The sequence below is a fragment of the Umezawaea sp. genome, from assembly GCF_057122925.1.
In genome coordinates this window covers 103,755-119,006 of record NZ_DBNGPQ010000057.1, presented here as the reverse complement: position 1 = coordinate 119,006, position 15,252 = coordinate 103,755, and the positions used below count along the sequence as shown (strand labels likewise).

The window sequence follows — 15,252 nt, the reverse complement described above, 5'->3', positions numbered from 1 at the left end:
ATAGATCCCCGCGCGCGGGCGAGCCCGCCATTAAAGCCCCGCACCCGATACCAAGATCAACTGTCGGACCCGACGCCTACCGTCGACGCCATGGACGAAGCCTCCTTCTGGGCCCTCATCGAGCGCTCCGCCGCCGCGACCCGCACCCCGGCCGAGCGGCTGACGTGGCTCACCACGCACCTGGCGAGCCTGCCCCCGCCCGACATCACCGACTTCCAGGTCCTGCTCGACCACGTCCGGGGCCGGGCCGACACCTGGCGGCACTGGGGAGCGGCGAACCTCGTCCTGGGCGGCTGCTCCGACGACGGCTTCTTCTACTTCCTCGCCTGGCTCGTCGGCCTCGGCCGCGCGGGCTTCACCGCGGTCGCCGCCGATCCGGACGCGCTCGCCGACCTCGCCCCGGTCCAGCGGCTCGCCACCACCGACCCCGACGCGTGGCCCACCGACGAGCCGCTCGACTGGGAGGGCCTCGACTACGTCGCCCGCGAGGCCCACCGGCGGCGCACCGGCGACCACGACGGCCTGGACGCCGACCTCGCCGCCCGCCGCCACGCGTCCATGGTCAGCCCCGAGCCCGACGGCGAGCCCTGGGACTTCGACGCGCTCCCGGAGCTCCTGAGCAGACTGCCCCGGCTGAGCGCGCTCTTCGCCGACCGCGTCGCCCACGGCTAGCACCCGTCCGGTCACCGCGATCGTGCGTGACCGAACGACCACGGCCGGTCATTAACTCTCAACACGTCCCAGACCAACGGACGCCACCGAAAGGCCCAGCGCGATTCATTCCCCTGCCCGCTTGCGCGCTTTGTTCCGCCGTCGTTTCCGGCCCCGCTGAGCTGGCCTTTCATCCGCAATCCGGATTAGTCGGACAGCCCTGACCAGCAGGATCGCTCGAAATCTGAGACTTTCCCACGATGTGGGAGACGATTTACCTCCGCAGAGGCAGCCATAACATCGATTTCCTGGTCAACGCGCTGTTGGCCGAGATGTTCCTCGGTGTTCGTCTCATTCGCGGATTTCGTGGACGAGCCGAACTCCCCCTGCACCGGAACAGGAGCGTCCATGAAGCGCACCACCCTGGGCTACGCGGCGCTGGTCTCCGCCGCGCTGGTGACCGTCAGCGGCCTCACCGCCACCGCGGCGCCGCCCACCTCCACACCCTCCGCCGCGCCCGACCGCGAGAGCACCCTGAGCCTCGCGGCGTCGCAGGCCGGAGCGGTGAGGTCGGCACTGGGCCTGAGCGGCCAGGAGCAGCTCGTGGTCAAGGACGTCGTCACCGACCCCGACGGCACCCGGCACGTCCGCTACGACCGCACCCTCGACGGCCTGCGGGTCGTCGGCGGCGACATGGTCGTGCACCGGTCCGGCACCGGCGCGATCAGCTCCGTCGACCGCGCCACCGACGCGGCGCTGACCGTGTCCACGACGCCCGCGATCCCCGCCGCCACCGCGGCGTCCTCGGCACGGGTGGCCGAGGCCGGCGCGACCTGGACGAAGGCCGAACCCCAGCTCGTGGTGTTCGCGATCGACCGGGCCCCGACGCTGGCGTGGGAGGTCGTGCTCACCGGGACCAAGGCCGACCGGTCGCCCAGCGAGCTGCACGTCTACACCGACGCCGCCACCGGCGAGGTGCTGATGAGCGAGGACCGCGTGATGCACGTCGAGGGCTCCGGCGTGAGCCAGTACAGCGGCACGGTGAAGCTGGAGACGACCAGGTCCGGGTCGACGTTCCAGCTCAAGGACCCGCTGCGCGGCAACCAGACGGTCACCAACGCCAACAACACCTCCGGCACGGGCACGCTGTTCACCGACGCCGACAACAAGTGGGGCAACGGCGCGATCAGCGACAAGGCCACGGCCGGTGTCGACGCGGCCTACGGCGCCGCGGTCACGTGGGACTACTACAAGAACGTCCACAACCGCAGCGGCATCAAGAACAACGGCGTCGGCGCGACGAGCCGCGTGCACTACGGCAACGCCTACAACAACGCGAACTGGAGCGACAGCTGCTTCTGCATGACCTACGGCGACGGCGTGGGCAACCAGAAGCCGCTGACCGAGCTGGACGTCGCGGGCCACGAGATGTCGCACGGCGTCACGTCGGCCACGGGCAACATGGTGTACTCCGGTGAGCCCGGCGGTCTCAACGAGGCCACCAGCGACATCTTCGGCACCACGGTCGAGTTCAGCGCGAACAACAGCAGCGACGTCGGCGACTACCTCATCGGCGAGAAGATCGACATCCGCGGCACGAGCGCTCCCCTGCGCTACATGGACAAGCCGTCCAGGGACGGCAAGTCCGCGGACTACTGGTCCTCCACGGTCGGCAACCTGGACGTGCACCACTCGTCCGGCATCGCCAACCACTTCTTCTACCTGCTCTCGGAGGGCAGCGGCCCCAAGACGATCAACGGGGTCGCCTACGACAGCCCGACCTACGACGGCCTGCCCGTCACCGGCATCACCAGGGCCAAGGCCGAGAAGGTCTGGTACCGGGCGCTGACCACGAGGTTCACCTCCAGCACCAAGTACGCCGCCGCGCGCACCGGCACCATCGCCGCCGCCACCGAGCTCTACGGAGCGGGCAGCGCCGAGGTCGCCGCGGTGACGAGGGCGTGGGCGGCGGTCAACGTCAAGTAGGCCCCGCCCGGTACTCCGGGGCCCGGACCGCCCCCCTGCACGGTCCGGGCCCCGGCACGTCTCACCCCAGCGGCACCCACCAGTCCTCGCACCGCGTCCAGGTGCCCGCCGGGTACTCGATGTCGTGCTCCCCGCGCAGCGCGAACCCGGCCTTGCGGCACACGCCGACCGACGCCGTGTTGGCCACCGGCGGGAACGCGTGCAGCTCCTCGTGGTCGCCCTCGGCGGCGGCGATCCGAGCAACGGCGACCGCGGCCCGCGTCGCCACCCCGCGCCCCTGGAACTCAGGCAGGACGTGCCAGCCGGTCTCGTAGACCGACGCGCCGTCCCACTCCTTCTCCCAGAACCCGATCGACCCCGCGACCACCGAGTCGGGCCCGAGCAGCACCACGTACATCCGCCCAGTCCCGCTCGCGGACAGCTCGACGTACCGGCGGTGCCGGTCGAGCACGGCCTCCTCGGACTCCGGCCCGCCCAGGTGGACCAGCATCTCGGGCGTGTTCTGCGCGCGCAGCAGCCCCAGGTCGCCCTCGGCCCACGGCCGCAGGCAGATCGCGTCGACCTCCGTCATGGCCGAGACCCTAGAACGGCGGTCCGACAATTCGGCCGTACCGCCGTTCGGGTGCCCGCCGTCGGACTACGCGGCGCCCGCGCCGCCGCCGACCACGGCGTCGGAGGACGGCTCGTGCTCCGGCGGCGGCACGATGCCCGCCAGGTCCCCACCGTTGTCGTTGGAGCGCAGCACGAAGGGCCTGGTCTCGGTGTACTGGACGACCGACACCGAGGCGGGGTCGACGACGATGCGCTGGAACCCGTCGAGGTGCAGGCCGAGCGCGTCGGCGAGCACGGCCTTGATGACGTCGCCGTGGCTGCACGCGATCCAGACGGCACGGGGGCCGAACTCGGCCGTGACGCGGGCGTCGTGGGCGCGGATCGCGGCGACGGCCCTGGCCTGCACGGCCGCCAGGCCCTCGCCGTCGGGGAACACGGCGGCGGACGGGTGCTGCTGCACGACCGTCCACAGGGGCTCCTTGAGGAGGTCCTTGATGGCGCGGTTGGTCCAGCTGCCGTAGTCGACCTCGGCGAGGTCGGGTTCGGTGACGGCGGTGAGGCCGCGGTCGGCGAGGAACGGCGCCACGGTCTGCAGGCAGCGATCCATGGGCGAGGCCACGACGGCGTCCACGGGGACGCCCTTGAGGCGGTCGACCAGCCCGAGCGCCTGCGCCTCGCCCTTCTCGCACAGGGACACGCCCGGTGTGCGGCCGGCGAGCACGCCGGAGCCGTTGGCGGTCGAACGGGCATGTCGCAGGAGGATCACGGTGGCCACGGGACCACCCTAGATGCCGTGAGGGCCACCACGCGGACGTGGTGGCCCTCACGGGTGACGGGGGTTCAGTTCGCGGGGAGCAGGTTCATCGACAGCAGGCCCATGAGGACGATGCCGAGCATGACCCGGTACCAGACGAACGCCGAGTAGCTGTGCTTCGAGACGTACTTGAGCAGCCACGCGATGGTGGCGTACCCGACCGCGAACGCGATGATCGTGGCCACGACCATCTGCGGGACCGAGGCGTCGTTCGGGCCCCGGTCCAGCACGTCCGGGATGCTGAAGATGCCCGCGCCGAAGACGGCGGGGATCGCCAGCAGGAACGAGTAGCGCGCCGCGGCCGCCCGGTCGAGCCCGAGGAACAGGCCCGCGGTGAGCGTGCCGCCGGAGCGGGAGACGCCGGGGATCAGCGCGAGGGCCTGGGCGAGGCCCATGCCGACGGCGTCCTTCATCGTCAGCTCCGACCGCGAGTGCTTGGCGAGCTGGTCGGCGAGGCCGAGCAGCAGGCCGAACACGATCAGCATCGTGGCCGTGATCCACAGGTTCCTCGCGGAGGTGCGGATCTCGTCCTTGAGCAGGTAGCCCAGCACGCTGATCGGGATCGACCCGATGATCACGTACCAGGCCAGCCGGTAGTCCTTCTCCTTGCGCGCCTCCGCGCTGAAGAGGCCGCGGAACCAGGCGGAGACGAACCGCCCGATGTCCTTGGCGAAGTAGATCAACACCGCCAGCTCGGTACCGAGCTGGATGACCGCCGTGAACGACGCGCCCGCGTCGTTGCCGAAGAACAACGTCGACGTGATCCGCACGTGCGCCGACGAAGACACGGGTAGGAATTCGGTAAGCCCCTGAACCAGTCCGAGGACCAGAGCCTGCAACCAGCTCAACTACCCACTCCTGCCAGATCCAGAGCTTCCACCGCGGTGCGCAGCGCCGCGACTCCCTGCTCCAGATCTTGCAGCATCGGCGTGATGGTCAACGTGGTGACCCCGGCTTGCGCCAGGACCTGCATCTTCTCGGCGATCCGCTCCTTGGTGCCGAGCAGCGACGTGGCGTCGAGGAACTCGACCGGGAGCGCGGCCATCGCGCCCGCGTAGTCGCGGTCCAGGTACTTGTCCTGGACCTCCTGGGCCTCCTTCTCGAAGCCCATCCGGCCGGCGAGGTCCTTGTAGAAGTTCTGCTTGCGGCTGCCCATGCCGCCGACGTAGAGCGCCGCGTACGGGCGCACCTGGTCGGCCAGCGTGCGCCAGTCCTCGCCGACGAACAGCGGCACGGTCGGCACGACGTCGAAGCCGTCCATGGTCTTGCCCGCCTTCTCGCGCCCGGCCTTGACCGCCGCGAGGGACTCGGTCGAGTGCTCGGGGGAGAAGAAGATCGCGAGCCAGCCGTCGGCGATCTCACCCGCGAGTTCGAGGTTCTTCGGGCCGACGGCGGCGAGGTAGATCGGGATCTCCTCGCGGACGGGGTGCACGGTCAGCGTGAGCGCCTTGCCGGGGCCGTCGGGCAGCGGCAGCGTGTAGTGCCGACCGTCGTAGCGCAGCTTCTCGCGGCGCAGCGCCGTCCTGACGATGTCCACGTACTCCCGCGTGCGGGCCAGCGGCTTGTCGAAGCGCACGCCGTGCCAGCCCTCGGACACCTGCGGCCCGGACACGCCGAGCCCCATCCGGAAGCGGCCGCCGGACAGGGTGTCCAGCGTCGCGGCGGTCATCGCGGCCATCGCGGGCGTCCGCGCGGGGATCTGGAGGATGGCGCTGCCGACGTCGATGCGCTCGGTGTGCGCGGCGACCCACGACAGCACCGTGGGCGCGTCCGAGCCGTAGGCTTCGGCCGCCCACGCCACCGAGAAGCCGAGCCGGTCGGCCTCCTTGGCGAGTTCGAGGTTGTCGGCGTCGTTGCCGGCGCCCCAGTATCCGAGGTTCAGTCCCAATCGCACGCGCTGACCGTACCGATCAGTAACAACATTCGGCGCAGCGGGCACCCGTGACGCCGGTCACACCCGGCGCGACCGGCCAAGATCCACGACGTTCCCAGCTCAGCGCCGTCGTTGCCCTTAGTCTCGACCGGTGGAACACCGACAGCTCGGCCGCAGCGGCCTGCGCGTCTCCCGGATGGCGCTGGGCACGATGACCTGGGGCCGCGACACCGACGCCGACGAGGCCGCCACCCAGCTCATGGCCTTCACCGAGGCGGGCGGCACGCTCGTGGACACCGCGGACGTCTACGTCGAGGGCGAGAGCGAACGCATCCTCGGCGGGCTGCTCGGCGAAGTGGTCCCCCGCGACGACCTCGTCATCACCACCAAGGCCGTGGCCCGCCGCAACGACGGCCCGTTCGGCGGCGGCGCCTCCCGCGGCGCGCTCCTCGGAGCCCTCGACGGCTCCCTGCGCCGCCTCGGCGTCGACCACGTCGACCTGTGGCAGCTCCACGCGTGGGACAACTCGGTCCCCCTCGAGGAGACCCTCGGCGCGCTCGACTCGGCCGTCACCAGCGGCAAGGTCCGCTACGTCGGCGTCTCCAACTACTCCGGCTGGCAGCTCGGCACCGCCGCCGCCCTCCAGCGCGCCCTCCCCGGCCGCACCCCGCTCATCTCCACCCAGGTCGAGTACTCGCTGCTGGAACGCGGCGTCGAACGCGAGGTCGTGCCCGCGGCCGCACACCACGGCCTCGGCCTGCTCCCCTGGGCCCCGCTCGGCCGCGGCGTGCTGACCGGCAAGTACCGCAACGGCACCCCGCCGGACTCCCGCGGCGCCTCGGCCCACATGGCGGGCTACGTCGAGCAGCACCGCACCGATCGCGCCTCCCGCATCGTCCAGGCGGTCGTGACGGCGGCCGACGGCCTCGGCACCTCACCGCTGTGCGTCGCCCTCGCGTGGGTCCGCGACCGACCCGGCGTCGTGTCCCCCGTCGTCGGCGCGCGCGACACGAACCAGCTGCTGGGCGCGCTGGTGGCCGAGAGCCTCACGCTGCCGCCCGCCATCCGCTCCGCGCTGGACGACGTGAGCGCGGTCGAACTGGCCTACCCCGAGCGCCCGATGGGGTAGAGCGCGACGGGCCCGGTGGCCGAGCGCCGGGCCGTTCGCCGCCCAGCCGAGCGGGCCCCGTTCACGCTTCGACGTCGACCATGCGGAACCACTCGAGCACCCCCGGCACCCGGTCGTCCAGCCAGGTCGCGACGTCGGCGGCGACGGCGATGGACTCCGACGTCCGGAGGTGCGCGGCGAGGTGCCCCACCAGCGACTGGATGCGCAGCAGCGGCGGCGGGTGGCTGCCCGCGAACGGCAGGCTCCGGCCGGTCGCCTCGGCCAGCACCGCCACCACCTCGTGCAGGGCCAGCACCAGCAGGACCGACCCGACCAGGTAGGGCTCGATCGTGTCGCGCTCCCACGGGCTCACCTCGGCCAGGCTCGCCAGCATGATCCCCGCCGCCACCTGGTCGGCCTCGTACTCGCGCGGCCACCCGACCGCCTGCGTGTCCAGCGCGCCGACCGGGGTGTTCGGGTCGGTCTGCCGCCACGACGCGAGCAGGTGGCCCGCGTGCACGTGCGCCATCTCGTGCGCGACGACGAACTGCACCGCCCGCCTGCTCATCAGCCTCAGCAGGTCGCGCCGCTGCCCCGCCAGCTCCGGCAGCACCCGCGCGCCCGCCGCGCCGTTGCCGAACAGGTGGGCGTTGAACACCTCCGCCAGGGCGGGCGCGGCCACCGACGGCTCCAGCAGCGGCTCCTGCCCGAACGCCGACCGCGACACGATCATGATCTTCAACACGTCCGGCACCAGGTGCAGCAGCCCGGTGTCCACGAGCACCAGCACCCCCGCGCCCGGCATCGGACGGCACAGCGCGTTCATCGACCCGGTCGGGAACACCCCCGCGAAGAACGGCGTGCGCACCGCCCGCCCCGCCAACTCGGCGAAGTCCACCAGCTCGGCCGACTGCGCGTCGAGCAGCTCCTGCGACGCGCACAGCTCCGCGACCGAGTACGCGTCAGGACGCAGCCGCAGGGCGCTCAACCGGTGCAACCTCGCAGGTGAGGGCTCCGCGGCCACCTGCGACCACGTGTAGTAGCGGTCGCCGCGGTCGAGCTTGCGCCGTCCGCGCACCAACCCGTCGGCGACCCGGTGCTGCCGGAGCAACTCGACGTGCCTCTCCCGCAACGCCCCGACCGTCATAGCGCACCTCGTCTCACCCACGTCGATGGTCGCGCTCCGGCCTCCGGCGGTGCGGCGGACGGCCCGACTATCACCTTCAAGGACCAACGGGTACACCCGCCCCCCGGCGTGACCACGGCGGTTTCGTCGTGGATGCTGGAGGGGCGTTTCGCGAATGGGGTACCGGGGTCACCCGGCCGCTTGGGAGGTTCCACGTTGCGTCGACTGGCCGCTGCACTGCTCGCCGGGGCGGTGATGGTCGGTGGCTGCGCCACGAGCGAGGAGCCCAACGACCCGCTCCAGGTCGCGGCCACCCTCGTGGCGGCGACTCCCCCGCCCTCGCCGGACCAGTCGGCCACCCCCGCGGGCACCGTGCTCCCCCTGACGGGCAGGGCCACCGCCGTGGCCTTCGCGGCGGGCACGCTGGCCGTCGCCGTGCAGGACCCGCCGTCCGTGCTGCTCTACGCGCTGCCCGACCCGACACCCAAGACCGTCGCCCTCCCCGGCCCCGCCGCCCGGCTCGTCGTCGCCGGTGACCGCGTCGAGGCGCCGGTCCCGACCAGCGGCGTCATCGTCAGCATCTCCCCGGCCGACGCCACGACCACCAGCACCGCGGTCGACGGCGGCCCGGTCGACGTCGCCACCCTCGGCGACAAGACCCTCGTCGCCCGGCGCGACGCCCGCTCCGTCAGCGTCGGCGACCACCGGGTGGGCCCCATCACCAGTCCCGACCAGGTCCTCGTCACCGACGGCCACATCGTCGTCCTCGACAGGCTCCGCAGCGCCGTCTTCGACGTGGACCCGACCACCGACACCCTCGGCGCGGGCCTGCGCGCGGGCGACGGCGCCACCAGCGCCGTCACCGACCGCTTCGGCCGCGTCCTGGTGACCGACACCCGCGGCGGCGAACTCCTCGCCTTCTCCGCGGACCCGCTGATCATGCGTCAGCGCTACCCCGTGCCGGGCGGCCCCTACGGGCTCGCCTACGACCCGCGCACCGATCTGGCGTGGGTGACGCTCACCGAGAAGAACGAAGTGGTCGCCTACCACGTCGCAGGCGGCGAACCGGTCGAGAAGTTCCGGTTCCCCACCGTCCGCCAGCCCGATTCGGTGGCGGTCGATCCAGCTGGTGGTCGGGTGTTCATCGCATCCGCGAACGGCCAAGGGATACAGGTGATCTCGCCGTGAACGAAGGAGTGACCGACGGGGACTGGGAGTACAGGCCGTTGCGGCTGCCTCCCGGCGTCTCCCGTCGCACCGCAACGACCCAACTAGGCACCCTCGCCGAGTTCGCGGGCTGGGAACTCTCCCGCGTCCTCCTCTACGGCGACGGAACCCGCAAGATCTGGCTGCGCCGCCGCCGCACGGCGGCAACCGTGCCAGGTCTGAGCATCTAGCCTCCCGAGGCCACCCACGCTCAGGTAGCCCGACCTGAGCGCCCCACCCACGCGCCCACCACGACGTGCCGCCGGACCGCCATGGAGCGCGACCAGCTGAGCCTCGGCCGCGCCCGACCGGCGACCGCTCCTGCCGCAATCCCAGGACGGCGCCAAGACCGTCGACGACACGGCGGCGGCCGACATCCGGGCGCAGCGACATCGAGCAGCGACATCAGGTACCGAGAGCGGCAGCGACCGGTGGCCGCCACCGGCTACTGCAAGGTCACCGACTTCCGGCTAGACGAGTAGTTCCTAACTCGGTCAGTGGTCGTAGGCGGTCAGGGACCGGTGACGGGCCGGCCGGTGGCCCGGTTGTGCCAGATGGCCGCGGTGAGGGCCAGGAGTCGTTGGGCGATGCGGACTCCGACTCCCTCGATGGTGCGTGCAGCGTGTTGTTCGAGGTTCCACTGGCCTTCGAGGGTGTCGTTGACCGATCGATGAGCGGGCGGACCGACTTGAGCAGCGGCTCACCGGGGTGCGGGGTCCGGTTGCGGGAGGACGGTCCGATCAACCGGACGCCGCGTTGGGTGAGGTAGGGGTCCAGTTCGCGGGAGACGTATCCCCTTGTCGGCGATGATCAGCAGACCGGGGCGGTCGGCGAGCAGTCGGGATCCGTGGCCGCGCAGGGCCATGAGCACCTGCCGCTCGTCGATCTTCGGGTCCGCCAGGGCCCAGGTGACCGGCAGTCCGGCCGGGGTACGGGCGCAAGCCCCAGAACCAGCGGGAGTGCGAGCGGCAGCAACCGTATTTCGCCCAGCAGGCCAGCTCCGACCGTTTGACGGTGGACCGGGATCGGCCGCATTCCACCGGGGTGGAGTCGACGATCCAGGTGGTGTCGGTCCACAGGTCGGTGTCGGTGGCCACCAGTCTCACGACCTGTTTGACCAGGGGTCGCGCGGCGCGCGGGCGGCGGTTGTAGCCGGACCGGCCGGGCAGGTGCGGGAAGGCGCCGGGCACCCGGACGGGCAGGAATCGCAGCCAGACGGGCCTCGGAGGTGACCCCGAGCAGTGCTCGGGCCACGGCGGGGGTGGCCGGCTCCGCGTCGGTGAGTTGGGACGGTCTGCCGATGCGGCTCCTGCCCGCCAGGTGGTCGTCGATCTGACGTGGAGTGCGGTGGGAAGGGTGTTCAGGTCGGTCGTCACACACTGATCTCGGACACCCTTCGTCCGTCTCCGGCTACCGCCTCGACTTACGCATCACTCGTCCAGGGCTGACCGAACGCGGTCCGACCTCCGCGCAGGCCGTCAGCCCGACCACCCCGCCCACGCGGTGCCGACCACCACGGCCCGGACCGCGCTGTCCCGACAAGCCGACCGATCTCCAGGCACGGGCCAGCACCGCCGGACGCTCGGCTGGCCGTTCGTGCTCTGGCTGCACACGACCCGGAAGTCCCAGGCACTCCGACCACGAGCCTGCGGGAAGCTGACCGAACCCTCGTTCGGGCCGCCGACCGGAGCCTGTCCGACCGCCGGCTGCCAGTCGGATGGCCGTCCGGCACGACTGACCCCACCGCCTACCGGCTCTCGACCGGGCACGCCGGCATCCGGCTGCGGGATGCGACAGGCCAAGATCCGCCGGCGGATCAAGCAGACCAGCGAACTCGACGACGGGCCCGGTCCGAGCCACCGCGAGGGCCGTTCCCCGCTCTCCCCGCCTGGACGGGCGTCCGCCACACCTGACGACACCCCGTCCGGACCCGGCCAGGTACGTCCGGAGCTGCCCACCCCAAGCCCGACCAAGCCCACGACCGCCGGACGATCGGCCTCCGATCCACCACACGTGTGGTACCACGGGCGTGGTGGATCAGCCCATCAGCTCGGACAACGCCGCGGCCGGGTCGCGGTCCGGTGGACCTGCGGGCCACCAATCACCCCCTTCCTCGCGGTAGGGGTACCAGCGGCCGTCACGGCCGAAGCGGAGCTGCAACCCCTCGGCCTCCACGGTCCAGCGGTTCCGCCACACGGTCGCGACCGGCAGTTCCTCGCCCTCCCACGCCCGTCTGGCCCTGGCCGTCTCGGCCTTCGACGGCGACCACGGGGTGTCGAGCACGGCCAACGCAGCCGACCCGCCGTAGCTCCACGCGCACATCGCCCGCGGCAGTCCGGGACCGACGGCGGCGAGTCTGGCGGTCAGGCGGGGATCGGCGACGGTGCACGCCATCCGCACCCGGTCGTGCCACTCGTCCAACACCGGCAGCTCACCGGTCACCAGCAGCTCCCTGGCCCGCGCCGCCGCGTCGGCCACCAGCCACCGCAGCGCCTCCACGTCGACGCCCGGCACGGGGTCGAACACCGGCAGCGGCCCCAGCTCGACGAGCGGTGGAGGCTCGGGCAGCGGCACCGGGGGCGCGGCGAACACCTCCGTCGCCAGGTGCCCGACCGTCGGGCTCTCCTCGGCGTCGCTGAGCCGCAGCTCCGCCAGGACCTCGGCCTGCTCACGGCCGCGCAGGAGCAGCAGCACCCACGGGTCGGCGTCGAGCAGCCACGACGCCTGCGTGCACAGCGCCGCCGCGTGCCTGCACGGCAGCTCCCAGCCGGGGCAGGTGCACTCCGGGTCCAGGTCGCCGATGCCCGGCAGCAGCTGCACGCCCGCGTCGTCGGCGGCCGCGACCAGGTCGTGCGGCACGTCCCCGTCGATGAGCGCGGCGATGTGCCCCGCCTTGGCCGCCACCTGAGCCAGGAACCTCCCCCACTCGGCGTCCGACAGCGGTGTGAGCGACACCGACGTCTGGTAGGTGTCCTCGGCGTCGTAGACCGCCGCCGCCAGCCTTCCGGGGCTCACGGTGATGGTGCCGACGACGCCCGCGACCGAGAACTTCCGCCCCAGCCGCATCTGCCCCTGGTCGAGGGAGGTGTCCTCGACCGCCTGCAACCACGCCTTCCCCCACCACGTGCGGGCCCGCCGCGGCCCCTTCGGGAACGCCGGATAACCCCTCACCCGATCGGTCATCGCCCACTCCTCAGCTCGACCAGGTCGGCCAGTTCGGCGTCGGACAGCTCGGTCAGCGCGGCCTCGCCACCCGCGAGGACCGCGTCGGCCAGCTGCCGCTTCGCCGCCAGCATCTCCGCGATCCGGTCCTCGACGGTGCCCTCGGCGATCAGCCGGTGCACCTGCACCGGCCTCGTCTGCCCGATCCGGTAGGCGCGGTCGGTCGCCTGGTCCTCCACCGCCGGGTTCCACCAGCGGTCGTAGTGCACGACGTGGTCCGCGCGCGTCAGGTTGAGCCCCGTGCCCGCCGCCTTCAGCGACAGCAGGAACACCGGCACCTCCCCGTCCTGGAACCGCCGCACCAGGTCCTCCCGCTTCGCCACGGGCGTGCCGCCGTGCAGGAACTGCGTCGCCACGCCCCGATCGGCGAGGTGGCGTTCGATCAGCCGCGCCATCGTCACGTACTGGGTGAACACCAGCACCGCGCCGCCCTCGGCCAGGATCGTGTCCAGCAGCTCGTCGAGCAGCTCCAGCTTCCCGGACCGACCGACCAGCCGCGGACCGCTCTCCTTCAGGTACTGCGCCGGGTGGTTGCAGATCTGCTTGAGCCCGGTCAGCAGCTTCACGATCAGCCCGCGCCGGGCCATGTCGCTGCCGCTGCTGCCCGCGATCTCGGCCATCAGCTCCCGCACCGTCGCCTCGTACAACGCCGCCTGCTCACGGGTCAGCGCGACCGGCTGGTCCGTCTCCGTCTTCGGCGGCAGCTCCGGCGCGATACCGGGATCGGACTTCTTCCGGCGCAGCAGGAACGGGCGCACCAACCGGCCGAGCCGGTCGGCGGCCTCGCTGTCCGAACCACCCTCGATGGGCTTCGCCCACCGCGACCGGAACGACGCCAGCGAGCCCAGCAGCCCCGGCGTGGTCCAGTCGAGGATCGCCCACAGCTCGGACAGGTTGTTCTCCACCGGCGTGCCCGTCAACGCCACCCGCGCCCGAGCCTGGATCTTCCGCAGCGCCTTGGCCGTCCCCGACCTCGGGTTCTTCACGTGCTGCGCCTCGTCTGCGACCAGCAGCCCCCAGTCGACCTCGCCCAGCCGGGCCGCGTCCAGCCGCATCGTGCCGTAGGTCGTCAGCACGAACCCCGACTCCACGCCCTCGACGGTCCGCGCGCCTCCGTGGAACCGCCGCACCGGGACGCCGGGTGCGAACCGCGTGATCTCGCGCTCCCAGTTTCCCAGCAGCGACGCCGGGCACACCACCAGCGTCGGACCGCTCGCCCGGTGCAGGTGCAGGGCGATCAACGTGATCGTCTTGCCCAACCCCATGTCGTCGGCCAGGCAGCCGCCCAGCCCGAGCGACGTCATCCGCGCCAGCCACCGCAGCCCGCGCAGCTGGTAGTCGCGCAACACCGCCCGCAGCGCGGGCGGCTGCTCCACGGCCTCCACGCCCTCGTCCGGCGTCTCGATCCGCTCGCGCAAGGCTTCCAGCCAGCCGCTCGTCGCCACCGGCACCAGCTCGCCGTCGACCTCGGCCGTGCCCGTCAGCACCGCGCCCAGCGCGTCGATCGCCGTCAACGGCTTGATCGACCGCTCCCGAGCCCGCCGCGCCAGCTCCGGGTCGACCAGCAGCCACTGGTCGCGCAGCCGCACCACCGGCCGGTGCGCCTCCGCCAGCTGGTCCATCTCGGCCTCGCTCAGCGGGTCGCCGCCCAGCGCCAACTGCCAGTCGAAGCCCAGCAGCCGCCCACCGCCGAAGAACGACGGCACGTCCGACGGCGGGCCCTGCCCCTCCACGACCGCCCTCGACGTCAGGTCGCGCACGAGGTCCTTCGGCCAGTGCAGGTCGACACCGACGCCCGCGAGCCTGATCGCACCCCGCACCAGCAGGTCGGCCACGTCCTCGTCGCCCAGCTCGACCTCCGCGGGCACCGACGCGTCCAGCAGCTGCTCCAGCGGCGCCCACGCCCGCGCCGCCCGCCGCACCGCCACCGCGGCGTCCAACCGCGCCCGGCCAGCCGCCCGGTCGGCCCACAGCCGGTCGGCGTCCACCACCAGCGACGGGTCGGCCAGGCTGTGCACCTGCACCACCGCCCGGAACCGGCCGGTCACGAAGTCGCCCTCGATCCGCAGCGAGATCCGCACGCCCTGGTCGGCCCACGACCTCAGGTGCGGCACCCTCTGCGGCGCGGCGGCCGCGAACACCGGCGCACCCGCGGCGTGCACGGCCGCCGCGCCCCGCGGCATCCCGTCCGCCACCGCGTCGATGAACCCCCGCACCAGCGCCTCGGCGTCGGCCAGCTCGGCGGGCTCGCGCCCCGGCAGCGGCACCGCCCTGGCCTGCGGCGGCATCGCGGCGGCCAACGCGCGCACGACCTCGACGTCCATCGTCTCCAGCGGCCCGACGCGCCACGCGTCGAACTCGCCCTCCGTCACCGACGGCAGCAACCGACCCCGTGCCACCAGTTGCATCGCCACCACGACGGCCGCCCCCCAGAACGAGGCCGCCGGGTGCGCGTCGCCCGCGCGGCGCGCCCGGCTCAACACCGGCACCGCCTCGGCGACCGGTACGCGCACCGCGGGCACCGTCCGCACCCAGCCGTCCGCGTCCGCGATCGTGACCTCGCCGTACTCCCCCTCCGGCAGGTCGGCCCCGTAGAACGCCACGGTCGACGTCCTCGGCGGGTCAGCCGCCTCGAACACCGCCGCACACCGTTCCAGTCCCACGACAAGCCCCTCCCACGCGATTCGGACGGTGCCGACCATCAGCCCCACCAC

The 15,252-nt window shown here is 72.4% G+C and carries 12 protein-coding genes and 1 pseudogene; 5 read left to right on the top strand and 8 right to left on the bottom strand.

Features of this window, described 5'->3' with window-relative positions:
- The first annotated feature begins 90 nt into the window (after nt 1–90).
- Nucleotides 91–672, top strand: a complete 582-nt coding sequence (locus tag AC156L_RS13560) for a DUF4240 domain-containing protein (protein ID WP_330879650.1) — start codon at nt 91–93, stop codon at nt 670–672.
- 387 nt (nt 673–1,059) lie between these two features.
- Nucleotides 1,060–2,637: a M4 family metallopeptidase gene (locus tag AC156L_RS13555; RefSeq protein ID WP_330879651.1), complete on the top strand. Its 1,578-nt coding sequence runs from the start codon at nt 1,060–1,062 to the stop codon at nt 2,635–2,637.
- 61 nt (nt 2,638–2,698) lie between these two features.
- Here the strand turns inward: AC156L_RS13555 and AC156L_RS13550 are convergent, their stop codons facing one another.
- The 4 genes from AC156L_RS13550 to AC156L_RS13535 form a co-directional block, all read right to left on the bottom strand.
- On the bottom strand, nt 2,699–3,208 hold the full coding sequence (locus AC156L_RS13550; RefSeq protein ID WP_330879652.1) for a GNAT family N-acetyltransferase: 510 nt from the start codon (nt 3,206–3,208) through the stop codon (nt 2,699–2,701).
- 66 nt (nt 3,209–3,274) lie between these two features.
- Nucleotides 3,275–3,964 carry a histidine phosphatase family protein gene (locus tag AC156L_RS13545; protein WP_330879653.1) on the bottom strand — a complete coding sequence of 230 codons (690 nt, stop codon included), beginning with the start codon at nt 3,962–3,964 and terminating at the stop codon, nt 3,275–3,277.
- Nucleotides 3,965–4,029: 65 nt separating this feature from the next.
- The gene (locus AC156L_RS13540) at nt 4,030–4,851 is read right to left on the bottom strand and encodes an undecaprenyl-diphosphate phosphatase (RefSeq protein WP_330879654.1); all 822 of its coding nucleotides are present in this window, start codon (nt 4,849–4,851) and stop codon (nt 4,030–4,032) included.
- Nucleotides 4,848–5,897 (bottom strand): LLM class F420-dependent oxidoreductase, encoded by a 1,050-nt coding sequence (locus AC156L_RS13535; protein WP_330879655.1) that lies wholly within the window; start codon nt 5,895–5,897, stop codon nt 4,848–4,850. Before AC156L_RS13535 ends, AC156L_RS13540 begins: the two co-directional genes overlap by 4 nt.
- Before the next feature lie 130 nt (nt 5,898–6,027).
- Here AC156L_RS13535 and AC156L_RS13530 point away from each other — a divergent pair, with 130 nt between their 5' ends.
- A complete protein-coding gene (locus AC156L_RS13530) occupies nt 6,028–7,005 on the top strand; it encodes an aldo/keto reductase (RefSeq protein WP_330879656.1) in 978 nt (325 codons plus the stop codon).
- 61 nt (nt 7,006–7,066) lie between these two features.
- On the opposite strand, the gene AC156L_RS13525 is transcribed toward AC156L_RS13530, so the two are convergent.
- On the bottom strand, nt 7,067–8,131 hold the full coding sequence (locus AC156L_RS13525; protein ID WP_330879657.1) for a M48 family metalloprotease: 1,065 nt from the start codon (nt 8,129–8,131) through the stop codon (nt 7,067–7,069).
- Nucleotides 8,132–8,326: 195 nt separating this feature from the next.
- Between AC156L_RS13525 and AC156L_RS13520 the strand changes: the two genes are divergently transcribed.
- Together AC156L_RS13520 and AC156L_RS13515 are read left to right on the top strand one after the other, a co-directional pair.
- Entirely contained in the window at nt 8,327–9,298 is a 972-nt protein-coding gene (locus AC156L_RS13520) for a YncE family protein (protein ID WP_330879658.1), read from the top strand.
- Complete coding sequence (locus tag AC156L_RS13515) at nt 9,295–9,507, top strand: DUF5703 family protein (RefSeq protein ID WP_330879659.1); 213 nt, start codon at nt 9,295–9,297, stop codon at nt 9,505–9,507. Before AC156L_RS13520 ends, AC156L_RS13515 begins: the two co-directional genes overlap by 4 nt.
- A gap of 303 nt (nt 9,508–9,810) precedes the next feature.
- On the opposite strand, the pseudogene AC156L_RS13510 reads toward AC156L_RS13515, so the two are convergent.
- The 3 genes and pseudogenes from AC156L_RS13510 to AC156L_RS13500 form a co-directional block, all read right to left on the bottom strand.
- Nucleotides 9,811–10,692 (bottom strand): annotated as a pseudogene (locus tag AC156L_RS13510) (transposase family protein).
- A 661-nt stretch (nt 10,693–11,353) separates the two neighbouring features.
- Nucleotides 11,354–12,499 (bottom strand): SWIM zinc finger family protein, encoded by a 1,146-nt coding sequence (locus tag AC156L_RS13505; protein WP_330879660.1) that lies wholly within the window; start codon nt 12,497–12,499, stop codon nt 11,354–11,356.
- Entirely contained in the window at nt 12,496–15,240 is a 2,745-nt protein-coding gene (locus tag AC156L_RS13500; protein WP_330879755.1) for a DEAD/DEAH box helicase, read from the bottom strand. The genes AC156L_RS13505 and AC156L_RS13500 overlap by 4 nt, the downstream gene beginning before the upstream one ends.
- Nucleotides 15,241–15,252 lie beyond the last annotated feature (12 nt).